This window comes from Halomonas zincidurans B6 (genome assembly GCF_000731955.1).
Taxonomy (GTDB): domain Bacteria; phylum Pseudomonadota; class Gammaproteobacteria; order Pseudomonadales; family Halomonadaceae; genus Modicisalibacter; species Modicisalibacter zincidurans.
The window spans coordinates 950,650-967,995 of record NZ_JNCK01000001.1 but is presented as its reverse complement, the minus strand read 5'-3'; the positions used below and the strand labels follow the sequence as shown (position 1 = coordinate 967,995).

General features: G+C 64.2%; 17 protein-coding genes and 2 pseudogenes. 10 read left to right on the top strand and 9 right to left on the bottom strand.

The genetic code is table 11. The features are described from left to right. The first annotated feature begins 62 nt into the window (after positions 1–62). Genes HALZIN_RS0104560 through HALZIN_RS0104550 form a run of 3 tightly spaced genes read left to right on the top strand, consistent with a single transcriptional unit; the run spans position 63 to position 2,092 of the window. Positions 63–911, top strand: a complete 849-nt coding sequence (locus HALZIN_RS0104560; protein ID WP_084173352.1) for a CsgG/HfaB family protein — start codon at positions 63–65, stop codon at positions 909–911. Further along, the gene (locus HALZIN_RS0104555; RefSeq protein ID WP_031383067.1) at positions 895–1,641 is read left to right on the top strand and encodes a hypothetical protein; all 747 of its coding nucleotides are present in this window, start codon (positions 895–897) and stop codon (positions 1,639–1,641) included. Before HALZIN_RS0104560 ends, HALZIN_RS0104555 begins: the two co-directional genes overlap by 17 nt. 52 nt (positions 1,642–1,693) lie before the next feature. Continuing rightward, positions 1,694–2,092, top strand: coding sequence for a hypothetical protein (locus HALZIN_RS0104550; RefSeq protein WP_031383066.1), 399 nt, complete (start codon positions 1,694–1,696; stop codon positions 2,090–2,092). A gap of 26 nt (positions 2,093–2,118) precedes the next feature. Here the strand turns inward: HALZIN_RS0104550 and HALZIN_RS0104545 are convergent, their stop codons facing one another. From HALZIN_RS0104545 to fadB, 3 genes are all read right to left on the bottom strand, one after another. Next, positions 2,119–2,658, bottom strand: a complete 540-nt coding sequence (locus HALZIN_RS0104545; protein WP_031383065.1) for an isopentenyl-diphosphate Delta-isomerase — start codon at positions 2,656–2,658, stop codon at positions 2,119–2,121. Positions 2,659–2,854: 196 nt separating this feature from the next. Beyond that, entirely contained in the window at positions 2,855–4,033 is a 1,179-nt protein-coding gene (fadA, locus tag HALZIN_RS0104540) for an acetyl-CoA C-acyltransferase FadA (protein WP_031383064.1), read from the bottom strand. 27 nt (positions 4,034–4,060) lie between these two features. Next, a complete protein-coding gene (fadB, locus tag HALZIN_RS0104535; RefSeq protein ID WP_031383063.1) occupies positions 4,061–6,241 on the bottom strand; it encodes a fatty acid oxidation complex subunit alpha FadB in 2,181 nt (726 codons plus the stop codon). A 199-nt stretch (positions 6,242–6,440) separates the two neighbouring features. Here fadB and HALZIN_RS0104530 point away from each other — a divergent pair, with 199 nt between their 5' ends. Next, positions 6,441–7,580 (top strand): DUF5924 family protein, encoded by a 1,140-nt coding sequence (locus tag HALZIN_RS0104530; RefSeq protein ID WP_031383062.1) that lies wholly within the window; start codon positions 6,441–6,443, stop codon positions 7,578–7,580. Positions 7,581–7,645: 65 nt separating this feature from the next. Continuing rightward, positions 7,646–8,095 carry a transcriptional regulator SlyA gene (slyA, locus tag HALZIN_RS0104525; protein WP_031383061.1) on the top strand — a complete coding sequence of 150 codons (450 nt, stop codon included), beginning with the start codon at positions 7,646–7,648 and terminating at the stop codon, positions 8,093–8,095. A 28-nt stretch (positions 8,096–8,123) separates the two neighbouring features. Here the strand turns inward: slyA and HALZIN_RS0104520 are convergent, their stop codons facing one another. Further along, entirely contained in the window at positions 8,124–8,648 is a 525-nt protein-coding gene (locus HALZIN_RS0104520; protein WP_035575156.1) for a hypothetical protein, read from the bottom strand. 96 nt (positions 8,649–8,744) lie between these two features. Between HALZIN_RS0104520 and HALZIN_RS0104515 the strand changes: the two genes are divergently transcribed. Further along, complete coding sequence (locus HALZIN_RS0104515; protein WP_031383059.1) at positions 8,745–9,200, top strand: universal stress protein; 456 nt, start codon at positions 8,745–8,747, stop codon at positions 9,198–9,200. 48 nt (positions 9,201–9,248) lie between these two features. Here the strand turns inward: HALZIN_RS0104515 and HALZIN_RS18665 are convergent. Beyond that, positions 9,249–9,464: pseudogene (locus HALZIN_RS18665) on the bottom strand (ABC transporter ATP-binding protein); the annotation flags it as partial. 291 nt (positions 9,465–9,755) lie between these two features. Then, positions 9,756–11,180, bottom strand: a pseudogene (locus HALZIN_RS0104510) (ATP-binding cassette domain-containing protein); the annotation flags it as partial. Between the two features lie 140 nt (positions 11,181–11,320). Between HALZIN_RS0104510 and HALZIN_RS0104505 the strand changes: the two are divergent. Then, entirely contained in the window at positions 11,321–12,163 is an 843-nt protein-coding gene (locus HALZIN_RS0104505) for a TatD family hydrolase (protein ID WP_031383057.1), read from the top strand. Continuing rightward, positions 12,163–12,648 carry a hypothetical protein gene (locus HALZIN_RS0104500; RefSeq protein WP_031383056.1) on the top strand — a complete coding sequence of 162 codons (486 nt, stop codon included), beginning with the start codon at positions 12,163–12,165 and terminating at the stop codon, positions 12,646–12,648. Before HALZIN_RS0104505 ends, HALZIN_RS0104500 begins: the two co-directional genes overlap by 1 nt. A 13-nt stretch (positions 12,649–12,661) precedes the next feature. Here the strand turns inward: HALZIN_RS0104500 and HALZIN_RS0104495 are convergent, their stop codons facing one another. Then, complete coding sequence (locus HALZIN_RS0104495; RefSeq protein WP_031383055.1) at positions 12,662–13,246, bottom strand: elongation factor P hydroxylase; 585 nt, start codon at positions 13,244–13,246, stop codon at positions 12,662–12,664. A 136-nt stretch (positions 13,247–13,382) separates the two neighbouring features. Between HALZIN_RS0104495 and HALZIN_RS0104490 the strand changes: the two genes are divergently transcribed. Both HALZIN_RS0104490 and HALZIN_RS0104485 read left to right on the top strand, forming a co-directional pair. Continuing rightward, positions 13,383–14,834, top strand: coding sequence for an MATE family efflux transporter (locus HALZIN_RS0104490; protein WP_051907379.1), 1,452 nt, complete (start codon positions 13,383–13,385; stop codon positions 14,832–14,834). Between the two features lie 71 nt (positions 14,835–14,905). After that, a complete protein-coding gene (locus HALZIN_RS0104485) occupies positions 14,906–15,601 on the top strand; it encodes a hypothetical protein (RefSeq protein WP_031383053.1) in 696 nt (231 codons plus the stop codon). A 292-nt stretch (positions 15,602–15,893) separates the two neighbouring features. Here the strand turns inward: HALZIN_RS0104485 and tusA are convergent, their stop codons facing one another. Both tusA and rlmM read right to left on the bottom strand, forming a co-directional pair. Beyond that, complete coding sequence (gene tusA / locus HALZIN_RS0104480) at positions 15,894–16,142, bottom strand: sulfurtransferase TusA (RefSeq protein ID WP_031383052.1); 249 nt, start codon at positions 16,140–16,142, stop codon at positions 15,894–15,896. Positions 16,143–16,178: 36 nt separating this feature from the next. Continuing rightward, positions 16,179–17,303, bottom strand: a complete 1,125-nt coding sequence (gene rlmM / locus HALZIN_RS0104475; protein ID WP_051907378.1) for a 23S rRNA (cytidine(2498)-2'-O)-methyltransferase RlmM — start codon at positions 17,301–17,303, stop codon at positions 16,179–16,181. Between the last annotated feature and the right edge of the window lie 43 nt (positions 17,304–17,346).

Here is a 17,346-nt window from a genome sequence, read left to right as displayed (position 1 = left end):
TTGGCACACATGATGCTTAAAGGATAGTCAAGCACTTACGGACTATCTCGGGTGAATAGCACATGCTCAATTTCAAGTATTATCCAGCGCTCTTGTTCGTTCTCCTGGGTAGTGGTTGTGCAGCAGTCGATCCGGACTTCGAGCATGTGAAGCCGCTGCTAGGGCCGCCCGTGACCAGCAATAACACACCCTATAGCCAATGCCTGGCCGATCTCGACAAGTTACCGGCTGCCAATAATCTTCCAGTGATTGCCGTGGGCCAGATCGCCGACAAGACCGGCCAACGTACCTATACCACGGTTACTGAAAGCACCGCGCTCACCCAGGGTGTCTCGGAAATGCTGATCAGTGCCCTGTACAAGACGGGCAAGGTCAACCTCACTGAGCGCCTCGACGTGCGCGTGCCACTGGCTGAGCAGCAGCTATTCGAACGCAATGCGATGGCCTACGAGCCCAAGCCTATCGCCGTTCTGCCGGCCAACTTCGTGATCCTCGGCGCGCTTACCGAACTCAACTACAACATTGCCAGCGGCGGGGCACGTCTCTATGTCAGTGGCATTGGCGGCGGTGTTCGTACGGCGGTGATCAACGTCGGAATCGACCTACGCCTGGTCGATGTCAGGACTTTCCGAACGCTCTATGTCACCAGCCTGCAGAAGCAGATCGTCGGTTACGAGGTGGAAACCGGGATCTATCGTTTTTTTGGCAATCAACTCATCGAATTCGACGCCGGCGGTGTCAGGAATGAACCCCTGCAACTCGGCGTTCGATCGGTCGTGGAAATGGGTACCTACCAGATCCTGACCGAAGGCCTGGGTCTTCCGATACCAGACGGGGAGACCTGTCAGCCGGAAACCGGGCAATACCTAGCCGTAAGTCAAGAGGAACGCAACAATGAAACAACTGAATAAACTGGCCTTCGCCATCAGCGCCGCAAGCGCCATGGTGCTGGGAATCTCGCAGGCTCAGGCCTTTGATAGATCTGACTGGGATTGGGATCTTGATGTCGATACATATGTTGATCAAGATATCGATATAAATGTGGGTCTCGATGATCCCAGCGGGCTCGCACTAGCCGAGATCGACCAGACATTCACCGGCAGTGTTAGTGCTACCAGTAACGTCACCAACATCGACAACATGGTCAAGCCGGACAAGACCATCGATGCCGACTGGTGGTCCACCGGCCATGGCAAAGGCGGCGTCGACGTCGACATCAACTACGACTACTCGGCCATCGGTAATGGCGCCATCGAAAGTGCAGCGACCGCTGTCGCCAATAACGCCAGTGTCGAAACCGACGTGCAAACCAACCTGGATAGCAACCAGATCTGGTACGGCTCGGGCAGTATCAGCGCCAGCTCCACGGTTGCTGGGATCGACAACATGACCGTTGACAGTGCAGCGACGGCTGTCGGCAATAACTTGTCGCTGGATCTTCAGGCCAATACAGCTGCAGACTCCATCCTGCTTGCTAACATTAACCAGGTCGGCACAGGCAGCGTATCAGCCTACTCCTACGTCAATGACGTAAGCCTCATGGTTACTGATCCTGGAACATTGAAAGGCCCTGAGATCAGCTCTGTGGCAACAGCTGTTGGTAACAACGTCAACGTCAGCCTGGGTAGTTTCAGTAACTGACAACATCAGGGACTGCCGGGGGGCATTCGCCCCCCCGGTTCGGGAGAACCTTATGAACCTATTGGACAAGGCGCTTGCCCACGAAAAAACGCTCATCCCGATCCGCGTTTTACTGGCTATCGGCGCTTGGATGACAGTCTTCCCGATTGCACAAGCCGGTGACGGTTCCTTGATCGGCCCGCAACCGTATAATTTTCCGGCTCGAAGTGCCCAGGCCGCGGCGATACTCTACGAAAGCAAGCAGAACGCCTCGTCTTCGGGCTCCTCCGGCTCCGCCACCATATATAGCAATACGACTATTTCTGCTACCAATTGGCAGCAGATCGAGATGACACTGGGTGACAATGCTCAGGGATCGTTAAGCACCGATTCCAGTCAGACATCTAACGGTGGGACAGCCACTTCACAATCGGACTTCCTGAGTTCACAGGAAGAAGCGCTGGCCCAGTAACCGAGACTTATCTCGGGCGAGAATATTTACGGCTGACCTTGCAAGCGTACGATGCCGGTCTCGCCCGAACGCCTCAGATAAATTCGCAGCCAAGGCGTGAATGCGCATGGTGACTCGGCGATCTCTTGGCGTAGCGCTACGATATCCAGCCAACGGTAGTCGCTGACTTCAGCGGGGTCGGGCCGAATCATCACTCCTTCGGCTTCGCACTCGGCAGAAAACAGATGCACGTGCTCATTTTCCACCAGGCCACCACCGACATCGGCCCGGTAATCCATGATACCGGCGCTGTGCACCGGTAGATCCAAGCCCATTTCCTCCTTGAGCCGGCGGTGAGCGCAGTCGATTACCGCCTCGCCCCAGTCGGGATGCGAGCAGCAGGCGTTGGCCCATTGTCCAGCCGAGTGGTATTTGCCCGGGGCGCGCTGTTGCAGCAACACTTGAGTGCCCGAGAACACGAAGACCGAAATGGCGACGTGGCGCGTTCCCAGACGGTGCGCCCCGAGCTTGTCGATGGGATACAACTGGCCACCTTCGTCAATGGCAGTGATCATGCGTTGTTCCATGACGCCTCCTCGCTGGCCTGCCTTCAAGTATAACCGATCGATACGTCGCGCCGCTTGTAGCTTGGGCTCGCCATACGCCGGTATCCGCGCACCAGAAAGCCGCCCGTAGGCGGCTTGGAAAGCGGCGCGAGTCCTTCACCCCGCCCTGTGTTTGATGCTGGAGTCAGGTAAGGCCCGCCTGGAAATCACGCCGCTCTTATTTGAGACGCTCGAAGATCGTCGCCACCCCCTGACCCATGCCGATGCACATGGTCGCCAGTCCCAGCGTGGTGTCCTGCTGACGCATCACGTTGAGCAGGGTGGTCGAGATACGCGCGCCCGAGCAGCCCAATGGATGGCCCAACGCGATGGCGCCGCCATTGAGATTGACGGCCTCGTCCATGCGCTCGCGCAGGCCGAGCTCCTTGAGCACCGTCAACGCCTGGGCGGCGAAGGCCTCGTTGAGCTCGACGCTCTGGATGTCGTCGATCTTCAACCCCGCCGCGGCAAGCGCCTTCTTGCTCGCCGGCACCGGGCCATAGCCCATGATCGAGGCGTCGCAGCCGGCCACGCCGGTGGACAGCACCCGGGCGATCGGCTCGAGCCCCAGCGCCTTGGCACGCTCGTAACTCATCACCGCAAGGCCCGACGCGCCCACCGACAGCGCCGAGGACGTGCCGGCCGAGACGGTACCGCCTTTGGGATCGAAGATCGGCTTGAGCTTGGCCATGTCCTCGAGGTTGGCGTCGATACGCACCACCTCGTCGCGGGTCACGAGCTGCCGGAAACCGTCGCTGTCGTGGCCCTCGACACCGATGATCTCGTTATCGAAATAGCCCTTCTCATTGGCCGCGAGCGCACGCTGATGAGAACGCACCCCGAACTTGTCCTGCTCCTCGCGAGTGACGCCGTGCATCTTGCCCAGCAGTTCGGCAGTCAGGCCCATCATCATCGCCGCCTTGGCGGCGTGCTTGCTGGCCGCCGGATTGACGTCGACGCCGTGATCCATCGGCACATGCTCCATGTGCTCGACGCCGCCGATGACGTAGAAGTCGCCCATCCCGGCCTTGATGTTGGCGGCGGCGATGTGCAGCGCGCTCATCGACGAACCGCACAGGCGATTGACGGTCTGCGCCGGTACCGAGCGCGGAATGCCGGTCATGATCGCCGCGTTGCGGGCGATGTTCATGGCCTGTTCGAGAGTCTGGTTGACGCAGCCCCAGATCACGTCATCGACCTCGGCGGGGTCGAGCTTGGGGTTGCGATCGAACAGCGCCTGCATCACCGCGGCGGACAGGTTCTCGGCGCGCACGTTGCGAAACGCCCCGTTCCTGGCCTTGGCCATGGCGGTGCGTACGGCATCGACCACCACGATGTCTCTGGAATTCAAACTCATCTCGTCTCTCCTGAAATACGTGGCGGATCAGGCCGGGTTGTGGCTGGAAGTCGCATCGGCGCTATAGAAACGCTCGCCGTTGGCGGCCATCTCGCGTAACCGCCGGGTCGGCGCGTAAAGCGGCCCGAGCTCTTCGGCCAGGCGCTCGGCCAGCGCCACGAACTCGGCCACGCCCATGGCGTCGATGTAGCGCAACGCGCCCCCGCGGAACGGCGGGAAGCCGATGCCGTAGATCAGCGCCATGTCGGCTTCAGCCGGGCTGCCGACGATACCGTCTTCCAGGCAGCGCACGCTTTCCATGCACAACGGCACCATCATCCGCGCGACGATCTCGTCGTCCTCGAATTCGCGCTTGGCAACGGCCACCTCGCCGGCCAGCGCCCTGGCCTGCTCATCAGAGACCTTGCGTGGCTTGCCCTTCTTGTCTTCCTCGTAGCGGTAGAAGCCCTTGCCGTTCTTCTGGCCCAGGCGGCCGTTTTCGTACATCACCTGAATGACGGTTTTCTCGTCACGTGCCATGCGCTCGGGGAAGCCCTCGGCCATCACCTCGTTGGCGTGTACCGCGGTGTCCATGCCGACCACGTCGAGCAGGTAGGCTGGCCCCATCGGCCAGCCGAATTTTTCCATGACCTTGTCGACGTGCTCGAAGTCGGCGCCCTGCTCGACCAGGAAGCTGAAACCACCGAAGTAGGGGAACAGCACGCGATTGACCAGAAAGCCCGGGCAGTCGTTGACCACGATCGGCGTCTTGCCCATCTTGCGGGCATAAGCCACGGTCGCCGCCAAGGCGGCATCGCTGGTCTTCTCGCCGCGGATCACCTCGACCAGCGGCATGCGGTGCACCGGGTTGAAGAAGTGCATGCCGCAGAAGTTCTCGGGGCGCTTCAGGTTCTGCGCCAGCCGATTGATCGAGATCGTCGAGGTGTTGGAGGTAAGAATGGTGTTCTCGCCGACCTGGCCTTCGACCTCGGTGAGCACCGCGTCCTTGATCTTGGAGTTTTCGACCACCGCCTCGACGATAAGATCGACCTCGCCGAAATCGCCGTAGGAAAGCGTCGGGCGAATATTGGATAGCGCCTCGGCCATCTGCTCGGTAGTCAGCTTGCCGCGCTCGACCTGCTTGGCAAGCAGCTTGCGCGCCTCCTTCAGCCCCAGTTGGACGGCCTCCTCGTTGATGTCCTTCATCAGGATCGGCGTGCCCTTGTAGGCGCTCTGGTAGGCGATCCCGCCGCCCATGATGCCGGCTCCAAGCACCGCCGCCCGGTTGACCGGCGCGGCCTTTCTCTCGTACTGGCTGCCCTTCTTCTTGACCAGCTGGTCGTTGAGGAACAGCCCCACCAGGTTGTAGCAGACATCGCTCAGCGCCAGCTTGGCGAAGACCTTGGCCTCGATCGCCTGAGCCCGTTCGCGGTTTTCTCCCGCCCCTTTCTGGATCACCTTGATGGCTTCGATGGGTGCCGGATAGTGCGGCCCGGCCTTGCCGGCGACGTAGCCCTTGGCGGTCTCGAAGACCATCATCTGCTCGATGGCGTTGAGCTTGAGCGGCCCGGTCTTCTCCGCGCGACGTGCCCGATAGTCCAGCTCACCGTCATTGGCCCGCGCCAGGATGTCCAGCGCCGCGGCTTCGAGCCGCTCGCCCGGCACCACCGCATCCACCGCGGCGATCTTCAACGCCTGGTTGGCCCCGTTCTGGGAGCCGGCGGCGATCCACTCGATGGCGTTGTCGGCCCCGGTCAACCGCGACAGGCGCACGCAACCACCCCAGCCCGGCAGGATGCCCAGCTTGGTTTCCGGCAGGCCGACCTGGGCCGAATCCGCCATCACCCGGAAGTCGGTGGTCAGGGTGACCTCGAAACCGCCCCCCAGTGCCAGGCCATTGATGGCGGTGACGGTGGGAAAGGGCAGGTCCTCGATACGATTGAACAGCGCATGAACCTGCTGATTCATGTCGACCAGATAGTCCTCGCCCTTGGCGAACAGCGCGTGAAACTCGGTGATGTCGGCGCCGACGATGAACACGTCCTTGGCGCTGGCGATCACCAGCCCCGTGATGCCCCGCTCGGTATCGAGCGCATCGATTGCCTCTCTCAGTTGCGCAATGACGGTGCTGGAGAGCTTGTTGATCGATTCGTCCTGCAAGTCGAAGGTCAGCATGGCGATGCCATCGCTGCGTTTCACAACCGACAGGGCGCTGCCTTGGTAGATCATGGACCCATCTCCACGGGTTGAGAAGAACATTCATACAAGCGTTTGAATACAGCTAGCTTGAGTCAAGCCCGGTGACTTCGTCAAGCACTGAATGGCGACCCGTCGGCGCTGTCGCACCGGGGCGACTCCCTCAGGCGCGGCGACAGCTGCTAGGATGCGCGACTTCGCACCGACCACGAGCCCCGACCGAGTCAGCCCAATGCCCGCCGCCGCACAGCCTCGCCTACTGCGCCTGCACCACTTCATCGAACGCTGGGTGAAGCGTTTACAGCCCTATGCCTGGCTGTGGCCGCCCATGGCGTTTCTGATCGGTGCGCTGAGTTTCTTCCTGGTCGACCGCCAGCAGGCGCTCGGCGTCATGCTGGCACTGGGTCTACTGTTCGCCTGGCTGCTATTGCTCTCCGAAAGCATGATAGGCCGTCTCCTGGCGCGCCGGGGCTATCCCACCCTGCCCTCGGGAGTGACCACCTTCATCGCCCAGATGATTCATCAGGAGACGCTGTTCTTCACCCTGCCTTTTCTGCTGGCGACCACCGTGTGGGCCAGTGGCCAGGCATTCTTCACCCTGGCGATGATCGGCTGCGCTTTACTCTCGATTCTCGACCCGCTGTATTTCAAGCTCGCCGAGCGTCATCGCTGGCTGTATTTCGCCTTTCACGCCCAATGCGTATTCCTGGTAGTGCTGGTCACCCTGCCCTTGATGCTGCAACTGACCACCGGCGAGAGCCTGTTGCTCGCCGTGCTGGCGATCATGATCTTCGGCCTGCCGAGCCTGATCCATCTGTTGCAGCCCAAGGGACTGCTACGCTGGCTGGCGATGATCGGCCTGGCGCTGCTGCTGGGCGCTACCGCCTGGGCCGGCCGCGCCTGGGTGCCGCCGGCGACGCTGTGGCTGACCGGTACCGCGCTTTCGCCGAGCTTCGATGCGAGCCGCCGCCAACCCAGCGGCAGTCTCACGCTGACCAATAGCGCGCTGCGCGATCAAGGCCTCTATGCGTATACGGCGATCCGCGCGCCCCGCGGGTTGCGCGAGAAGATCTATCATGAATGGCGCTACGAGGGACAACTGATCGACCGCATCCCCTTGATCATTGAAGGCGGGCGCGACCAGGGCTACCGCGCCTGGACGCACAAGCAGCAGTTCCCCCTGGACAGCGTCGGGCGCTGGCGCATCGATGTGGTGACCGCCACCGGTCAGCTTATCGGCGTGATGCGCTTCACGGTCACCGAATCCGCCGCACGGGCCGACACGGCCGATGGCATGATTCGTTCTCCCGTCGGCATTCCCGGCCTGGACGTGCGGCAATTGTTGCCTGGCGGCGAGAAGACCCAACCTTAGGGGTTGCATTGCGCTACGGTTTACGGACAATCGACTGAATATTAGCCTGCGAAATGACAACCCCAATGCCTGAGACCATCGGATTCAAACTGTCCCGCCTGCCGCGCCTGTGGCGCGCCATCCTCGATGAGCGTCTGGCGCCGCTGGATCTGACCCAGACCCGTTGGGTCACCCTTTACCATCTCTGGCAGATGGGCGATGGCCAGCCGCAGTGCGACCTGGCTCGCGCCATCGGCGTCGAGGCGCCCTCGCTGGTGCGTACGCTTGATCAGTTGAGCGATCAAGGCCTGATCGAGCGCCGCCCCTGCCCCAACGACCGGCGCACCAAGCGGGTCTACCTGACCGAAAGCGCCATGCCCATGCTGGAACAGATCGTATCGATTGCCGACCAGGCGCGCACCGAGATACTCGAAGGCATCTCGCCCCAGGAAGTCGCCACTCTCGAGGACCTGCTGAACCGCATCGAGCGCAACGCCCAGCGTCTACAGACGCGCAGCCCCGGGGGCGACTGCTAGCACCGCTGCCGCCCGCGCCTTCGGGGCGCTAGCCAGGCGGCACATTGGGCGCGCCGCGGCTTGCCTCATCGCCCTCCAGGGCATCGCGCAGCCTCGCCATGGACCTTTCGATGTCGCTGAACGCCGCCGCGTCCAGCGACTCGCCCCACCACAGCCATAGATGGTCGCGAGTCGACTCGAGCACCAGCGCATCCTCCGGCAAGAGCGCCAGGAGTTGCTGCAGCCGTTGGTCCGCCTCCGCGGGCAAGCGCCGCAGCGGCTCGATCCGCCAACGCCAGTTCGTCCCGTACGGCTTCAACTGCGTACTGGCATGCGCCTCGCGCACCAGTACGCAACGCGGTCCTGGACGCGTCTGCGGGTAACGCCAACGATAGCTCGCCAGGTCGGCCGGTGCCATGTGCAGCGGCGACTTGGAAAAGCCCACAGCAACGCCTGCTTCCCGCGCCGCCTGGCGCAATGCGGCGATCCGGTGCTCGCGTCGCGAGGGCCGCAGCCACACGGCCGGCGAAATGATCGCCAACATGGTCACTGCGAGAATCAGCCAAAACGTCATGTCGTATCCTGAAACGTTGATTAGGCTCATTGTGAGGCAAACACTCTCGATTTAGAGTGACTGCATCCAATCGTTGAATGAGGGAGGGCCCTTCCCATGAGTAACGAATACCATCATGTGCTGGTCGCCGTGGATCTGACCAAGGATTCATACAAGGTGCTGGAGCGCGCCATTCCCATTGCTCGGCGTAATCACGCCAAGCTGTCGGTCATGCATACCCTGGAGCCACTGGGCTTTGCCTACGGTGGCGACATCCCCATGGACTTGACCAGCATTCAAGATCAACTCGACGACCATGCCAAGCATCGCCTGGCCGAGATCGCCGATCCCCACGACATCCCGCGAGAAGATCAATATGTAGTGGTGGGCATGCCGGATACCGAAATCCACCGTTTCTCGAAGGAACATGGCGTCGATCTGATCGTGGTCGGTTCGCATGGCCGCCATGGCTTCGCCCTGCTGCTGGGTTCGACATCCACGGGTGTGTTGCATGGCGCCGAATGCGACGTCCTCGCGGTACGCGTCGGCAAGGACGGCGAAACCGACGAATGACCGGCCGCCTGAACATGACCACGGGCCGCCAGCCGGCCCGTGGCCGTGCTATTCGCCCTGCGCCATGGCCTCAAGCTCCATCCAGCGCTCCATCGCCGCATCGAGCTCCGCCTGCCTGGCGGACAGCGCCTCGAGCGACTGGCTCACCGTCTCGGCATCCTGCCGATAGAATCCCGGGTCGGCGATCTGCGCTTCGAAGTCGGCGATCTGCGCCTCGAGCGACTCGATGGTCGCCGGCAGGCTATCCAGCTCGCGCTGCAGCTTGTAGGAAAGCTTGACAACCTTCCTGGCGGGCTTTGCCGTAGCGTCGTAGGCCGTGGACTCAGGCTTCCCGCCGCCTTCGTTCCTGCTCCCCTTGTCGACGCCCGCCGCATCGAAGGCCCAGGGCGCCGGCGGCAATTTACCGCCCTGGCGCACCCAGTCACTGTAGCCGCCGACGTAGTCGTTGACGCGGCCGTTGCCCTCGAAGGCCAGCACCTCGGTGACCACGTTATCCATGAACACCCGGTCGTGGGAGACCAGCAGCAGCGTTCCCGCAAAGTCGAGCAGCAGCTCCTCGAGCAGTTCCAGCGTCTCGACGTCGAGATCGTTGGTCGGTTCGTCGAGTACCAGCACGTTGGCCGGCTGGGTGAACAGCTTGGCCAGCAACAGCCGATTCGACTCGCCGCCCGACAGCGCCTTGACCGGCTGGCGGGCGCGCTCGGGGGTGAACAGGAAGTCCTGCAGGTAGCTGATCACGTGCTTGTCCTTGCCGCCCACGCTGACCCGGTCGCTGCCCTGGGCGACGTTGTCGTAGACGCTCTTCTCCGGCTCCAGCCCGGCGCGCAGCTGATCGAAATAGGCCACGCTGATGTTGGTGCCCATGCGCACCCGGCCCTCGCTGGGCTCGAGTTCGCCGAGCAGGATCTTGAGCAGCGTGGTCTTGCCGGCGCCGTTGCGCCCGATCAGCCCCACCCGATCGCCACGCTGGATCTCCAGATCGAGATCGCGAATCACCCAGTCGTCGCCGTAGCGCTGGCTGACGCGGCTCAACTCGACCACGCGCTTGCCGCTGCGCTCGCCGCCGTCGACGCGGATCGTCGCCCGGCCCTGGCGTTCGCGTCGTTCGGCGCGCTCGCCACGCATCTTCTGCAGCGCGCGCACCCGGCCCTCGTTGCGGGTCCGCCGGGCCTTGATGCCCTGACGAATCCACGCTTCCTCCTGGGCGAGCTTCTTGTCGAACTCGGCGTGCTCGCGGGCCTCGATCTCGAGTTCGTGATTCTTCTGGGCCTGGTAGCGCGCATAGTCGCCGGGGTAGCGCCCCAGTCGGCCGCGATCGAGCTCGAGGATGGCGGTGGCCAGGCGCGACAGAAAGGCCCGGTCGTGGGTGATGAACAGCACCGCGCCGGCGAATGCCGCCAGCTGCTCCTCGAGCCAGGTGATGGTATCCAGATCGAGGTGGTTGGTCGGCTCGTCGAGCAGCAGCAGATCGGGGTCGGCGACCAGTGCCCGGGCCAGCGCCACGCGCCGCCGCCAGCCACCGGACAGCGCGCTCATCAGGCTGTCGGCGGGCAGGCCGAGCCGGGTCAGCACGGTATCGATGCGCTGATGGAACGACCAGCCGTCGATCGCCTCGAGCCGCGTCTGCAACTGCGCCAGGCGATTCATGTCGGGATCGTTCGACTGGATCAGATGATGATACTCGGCGAGCAGTTCGCCGGCCTGGGGCAGCCCCTGGGCGACGACGTCGAAGATCGTCTCGCCGCTGGCCACCGGCAGATCCTGGGCCAGCACGCCGATGCGCAGCCCCGGGGCGCGCCAGATATGGCCGCCGTCGGGAAGATTGTCGCCGGCCACCAGCCCCAGCAGGGTCGACTTGCCGGTGCCGTTGCGCCCCACCAGCGCCAGGCGCTCACCCCGTTCCAGGGTCAGGTCGGCGCCATCGAGCAGGACCTGTGGGCCATAGGCCAATTGCAGCTGTTCGAGCCGTAGCAGCGTCACGCCTACCTCGTCGTGGAGAGTTTCAAGAAGAATATGTTTCAAGAACGGGCATTGTAACGCATGGCCGGCGCCGCGTGGCCTTGGTTACAATGATCGTTCCCGCGACCCAGGAGATCGACGTGAGCGACACCTCGCCAGGCATCGCCGACAGCGCCAACCCGTTGCCCGACACGCTGCGCTTCAAGGCCGCTGCGCCGCTGGTCGACATCGGCGCCAACCTGACCCACGACAGCTTCCGCCGCGACGTCCAGGCAGTGATCGAGCGCGCTCGCGACGCCGGCGTCGGGACGCTGATCGTCACCGGCACCGACCTTGAGCACGCGCATCAGGCCCTCGAGCTGGCCGCGCGCCATCGCGGACTCCACGCCACCGCCGGCGTGCACCCCCACGAGGCCAGCCAATGGTCGGCCACGCCGGCCCAGGAGTTCGCCGCGCTATACCGCGAGCCGGGAATCGTCGCCGTCGGCGAATGCGGGCTCGACTTCAACCGCAACTTCTCGTCGCCGGCCGATCAGGAGCGCGCCTTCGAAGCGCAGCTAGGGCTCGCCGTCGAGGCCGGCCTGCCGCTGTTCATTCACGAGCGCGATGCCGGTCCGCGCATGCTCGAGATGCTCAGGAGCTGGCGCGACGACATCGCCGACGCGGTCATCCACTGCTTCACCGGCGAGCGCAAGACGCTGCACGGCTATCTCGATCTCGACCTGCACATCGGCCTGACCGGCTGGCTGTGCGACGAGCGCCGCGGCCATCACCTGCGCGAACTGCTCGCCGACATACCGCTCAATCGGCTGATGGTCGAGACCGACTGCCCCTACCTGCTGCCGCGCAACCTGCCGGCCAAGGCGCCCGGGCGGCGCCACGAGCCCGCGCTGCTACCCTGGATCGTCGGCGAGATCGCCCACTGGCGCGGCGACGGCGAGGGCGACATCTGCCGGGCAACCACCGCAACGGCGCGGCGCTTCTTCCGCTTGGAGGATAACTGATGGCGGATTATCCCGGCTTCATCACCGTCGAGACCGGTGAAGACGATGCACTCCCGCTGGCCATCGCCTGGGCGCTGCCCGACGGCCAGATCAAGCACACCCTGATCCAGCCCGACGACGAGTGGCTGAATGACGAACTGCTCAAGCTCGGCGACTACAGCCTGGAGGAGCTGCGCACCTTCGGCGTCAGCCCGCTGGACGTGATCCGCGAACTCGAGGGCGACCATTACAGCGCCACGCTGTTCACCGCCGGGGTGTTCGACGACGAGGCCGGGTTGTCGCGGCTGTTCGACGACTATGGCGTCGACCCGTTCGTCGAGCTGGCCCCGGCCGAGAGCCTGTACCCCGACCTCGCCACCGGCGAATGGGCCCGCGCGCGCAACGAGCTGTTCAGCGAGCTGGGCCTCGAGCCGCTGCGCCCCGACCACGAAGTGCAGGTCATGCTCTACCTTCACCGGCGCCTGATCGAGGACGCCGCGAACTAGCCCGGGGCATCCGTCACGCTATGCAGCTCGCCGCCGCACCGCGAGCCAGCCGCTCGCGGCCCTCGGTGATCGCGTCATCGCGCGACGCGCCGTGGCGATAGAAGGCTTCGAGCGCGGCGCGAAACGCTTCGCCACGCCGCGGCAACCCCTCGCGCCGATAGCGTTCGGCGCGGGCCTCGACGCGCGCCCCGAAGGCGTGGCGATCGACCGCCATGTCACCGAGATTGTCGACGCTGACGTGGAAGCGTCGCCGACAGGCCCGCGAGAACAGCAACTCCAGGGCCTGCGGCGCCACCTCGGCGTTCTCGAACGCCTGCTGCATGTTGCCATCGCGCCCATCGGGGCAATACCAGTAGCCGTAGTCCTCGAGTTGCCGGCGGCGCTCGCCGGCGATGCACCAGTGGCTGATCTCGTGCAGCGCGCTGGCGAAATAGTCGCGCGTGAAGATCACCTGGTGGTGGCCATCGCCATGCGCGGCCGGCCGGTACAGCGGCTCATCGCCGCCGCTCACCAGCCGGGTGCGGTGAACGGCGCCAAACAGACCGTCGAACAGCGCGATGACGTCGTCGATGCGATGGGAGCCGCTAGCTTCGTTCATGGCCGACATTATACGTGTCGTCCGCCCGGCTGGCATCCGCTTGCCGGTCCGACCCTGCGACGACGGTCGCCGTAGGCAGGCCGTCGCGAGTCCCCTAGAATGCGGTTTCCTCCGCCGGCCGATAGGGAGCGTCGCCGTGGTGACGACCACAAACCGCTGGCAGCGCTGGCGGCGAGAAAACGCCGCGCTGATCCGCCTGGCGCTGCCCATCTGCGGTGCGCAACTCGCCCAGTCGGGAATGAGCGTGACCGACGTGATCATGGCCGGGCGCGCCAGCGCCACCGATCTCGCGGCGATCTCGGTGGGTTCCAGCCTGTGGCTGCCGTTGATGCTGTTCGCCACCGGCACGCTGATGGGCCTGACACCGATCGTCGCCCAGTTGCTGGGCGGCAAGCGTGTCGACCGGATCCGGCCCTTCGTGCATCAGGCCCTGTGGCTGGCGCTGGGTCTCGGGGTGATCGCCGCCTTGTTGCTGGCGTTCGCGGTGATGCCGGTGTTTCGTCTGATGGCAGTGCCCGAGCCCGTGGCTTCGCTCTCGGCCAGCTACCTGGCGATGGTCGCCTTCGGCATGCCGGGCGTGGCCGCCTTCCAGGCGCTGCGTGCCTTCGCCGACGGCATGAACCATACCCGTCCGGCATTATGGATCAGCCTGCTGGGGCTGGGCGTGAACGTTCCCTTCAATTATCTGCTGATCTACGGCGGTCCCGGCCTCGAGACGCTGTTCGGCGACGCCCTGCCGCTGGGGTTGAGCCGGTTACCGGCACTGGGCGCGGTGGGCTGCGGCATCGCCACCGCGCTGGCGATGTGGGTGATGTGCCTGGCGCTGCTGATCTATACGCAGCGCAGCGCGATATTCGCTTCCTTGAACCTGTGGTCGAGGCTGGCCCGCCCGCAACGCGCCATGCTCGGTGAATTGCTGCATGTCGGCGCGCCGATCGGCGTGGCGATCTTCGTCGAAGTGACGTTGTTCACGCTGATCGCGCTGTTCATCGCCAGCTTCGGGGAGATTGCCGTCGCCGCCCACCAGATCGCGCTCAACTACACCTCGATCCTGTTCATGCTGCCGCTGTCACTGGGCATGGCATTGACGATACGTGTCGGTCACACGCTGGGCAGCGGGCAGCGCCGCGGCGCCGCTTTCGTGGCCTGGAACGGCATCGTCGCCTGTCTGCTGGTGGCGCTGCTCAACGACCTGATCCTGTGGCTCACCGCCGGGCCGGTGGTGGCGCTGTACTCGCCCAACGAACAGGTCCAGTCGCTGGCGGTGTCGCTGATCTGGCTGGCCATGATCTATCAGTTCTCCGACGCCCTGCAGGTCAACCTGGCCGGGGCGCTGCGCGGCTACAAGGATACGCGCATCATCATGGCGATCACCCTGGTGTCCTACTGGGCGGTGGGTCTCGGCGGCGGCTACCTGCTGGGCAGCGCCGGTATCGGCGACTGGCAGCCGCTCGGCGTCTACGGCTACTGGCTCGGCCTGGTTGCGGGATTGAGCGTCGCCGCGCTGCTGCTGGGATGGCGTCTCTGGCGGGTCAGCCGGGGGAATACCGATGTCAGCGTTGCACGCGCGTCCGTCGACAGGGGTTAACTTCGACTGGCGAGCTGTGCTAATAGTGAATCGAGGCCTAGGCCGAAATCTTGCCGATGAGGAGGGTAACCATGGGTATCCCAATGTCCCCCCGCTCCGCCCAGGTCATCGATCTGGAGACCATGCGCAACCGGCTGAGGGCCAAGCGTCATCTGGTTCGCCTCGCCCCCGAGCTGGACGGCCTCGAGATGGTCTATCATCTGGCCTCCGATCTCGACACGCTCTACGGCATGCCGTTGCTCGCCTGGGGCCTGCGCGACGACGGGGAGGTGGTCGGCCTGGTGCCGTGGATGGAAGCGCTGACACCCTGTCACGATCTCGACGATCCGGAGCACGGTCACTTCGTCGGCTACCGCGATCCCGAAACCGAAGAGATCTTCTACACCGCGCCCGAGCACAAGGTCTACGAACTCGAGCATGCCGCCGCCTATTTCGATTACGAGGAGAGCGGCGAAACGACCCTTCTTCAGCAGTTGCCCGAGACGCTGGGCACGCATGCCTTGTGCCTCGACGAGGAGGCGACGACCTGGCAGCTCAAGCTGGTGTTCGGCTGGCGGCTCTACAACAATGGCACGATCGAGGCCCTGCTGGTCGACGAGAGCCGGGTCGAGTCGACCCCGGTGGTCGCCGGCGACGATTGCTTGTATCCCGGCCACAGCCGCCATCAGGTGGTCTACTTCTTCCAGCGGGCCATCGCCAATCGCATTCGCCAGGAGGACCCGGCCACCCTCGAGGCGCTGGCCTGCATGGTGGGTCACGACGACTGATTGAAGGCAGTCGCGAGGCCCGGCGAGGCTTCAGCCAAGGCGAGCCGCGTCAGCCCAGGGCAATCGCAGTTGAACTGACGAGGGGCACCGGTGATAAGCCGAAGAGGAGGTCCGACGCCATGGCCGGAAAGAAAGTTCCTGACTTTTCCGGCATTTCCGCCATCCATGGCGGTCAGATGGCGTCGGTAGCGTACATGGAGGTATTCACAGCGCCTCCGGAAGGCCGGCCCCGCTCGCAGGCTTATCGGCGGATCAGCCCCGAGCGACAACGCTATCTGCGATAGCCTTGGCGTCAGCCAAGGCGGATATAGTAGAGATAGTCGTCGCCGCGCTGCTCCTGGGCGAGCAGTTCGTGGCCCAGGAAGTTACAAAACTTGGGCACGTCGCGGGTGGTCGCGGGATCGCTGGCGACGACCTTGAGCACCTCGCCGGCGCGCATGTCGCGTATTCGGTTATGCATCAGCATGATCGGCTCGGGGCAGTAGAGCCCGGTGGTATCCAGCTCGGCATTGGCATCGTAGGAATCGGATTGCGGATCCATCGTTGGCCTCTCGGGTGGCGTGTTGGATGTATAGGGTCATGACAGCCGCACGTGGACGGTAACCTCCTCGCGATCGTGATAGAGCTGCTTGCAGGCGATGCGTGCCTCGACTCCGGCATCCGCCAGACGCGCTTCCAGCCGCTCGAGACAGCGCGCCACTTCCGCCCAGCGCTGCTTCATCGGCAGCTTCAGGTTGAACACCGCCTCGCGACACCAGCGCTTTAACAGCCAGCGCTCGACCATGTCGACGACCCGCATCGGCTTGTCGACGATATCACACACCAGCCAGTCCAGGCGCTGCGGCGGCTGCCAGGTGAAGCCATCCTCGCGCAGATGCTCGACCTGACCGGTCGCCATCAGCTCGCGGCCCATGGGGCCATTGTCGATGGCGTAGACGTACATGCCCTGGCGTACCAGCTGATAGGTCCAGCCGCCCGGCGCCGCGCCCAGATCCGCCGCCTGCATCCCCGCGTGCAGCCGCTCCGGCCATTCCTCGCGAGGGATGAATTCGTGCCAGGCTTCCTCCAGCTTGAGCGTGGAGCGGCTCGGCGCGTCATGGGGGGAGCGCAGCCGGCGTATGCCGCCCAGCGTCTCACTGCGTTTACCCGGGAAACTCATGCCCAGCTGCACGCCGTCGCCGGTCGTCCAGTAAAGATGCAGACGCCGCCCGCCGGCCTTGCGACGCAGCGCGCCGCGCTTGCGCAACGTCGATTCCAGCGGCTTCTGCAGTGCCTTCATCAAGCCAGCCAGGGCCTTGGCCTCATTGGAGTCCGGCGTCTCCTGCCACAGCGACTCGAAGCTCCAACCGCTGGCGACGACCTGCGCGATGATCGGCGTCAACCGGTCTTCCCGGGACAGCCCGACGAGCGGCGGCAAGGCAACCAGCGACTGGCGGGCGAAGACCAGCGCATCGAGCGGCAGTTCACGATGCAGGACATTGGCGGCCCGGCCATCGCTCATAACCCAGCGCACATACCCGGCACCCGGCTCGGCCGTCACATGCCCGGCGACGTCGCGCGCATTCAGCGCGCCGGTCCTGGCCTGCAGTTCGGCGCTCAGGTCGCTCTCGAAACCCGGCCGGCAATACAGCAGCAACTCGCTGGGCACGCACGTCGGCGCCGGCTTGGCGTGCGGCTTGCGGGGAGATGAATTCGGCGGCATGACGACTCCTTGGAAGGAGCGCAGTCTAGCCGCGCCACCCTTA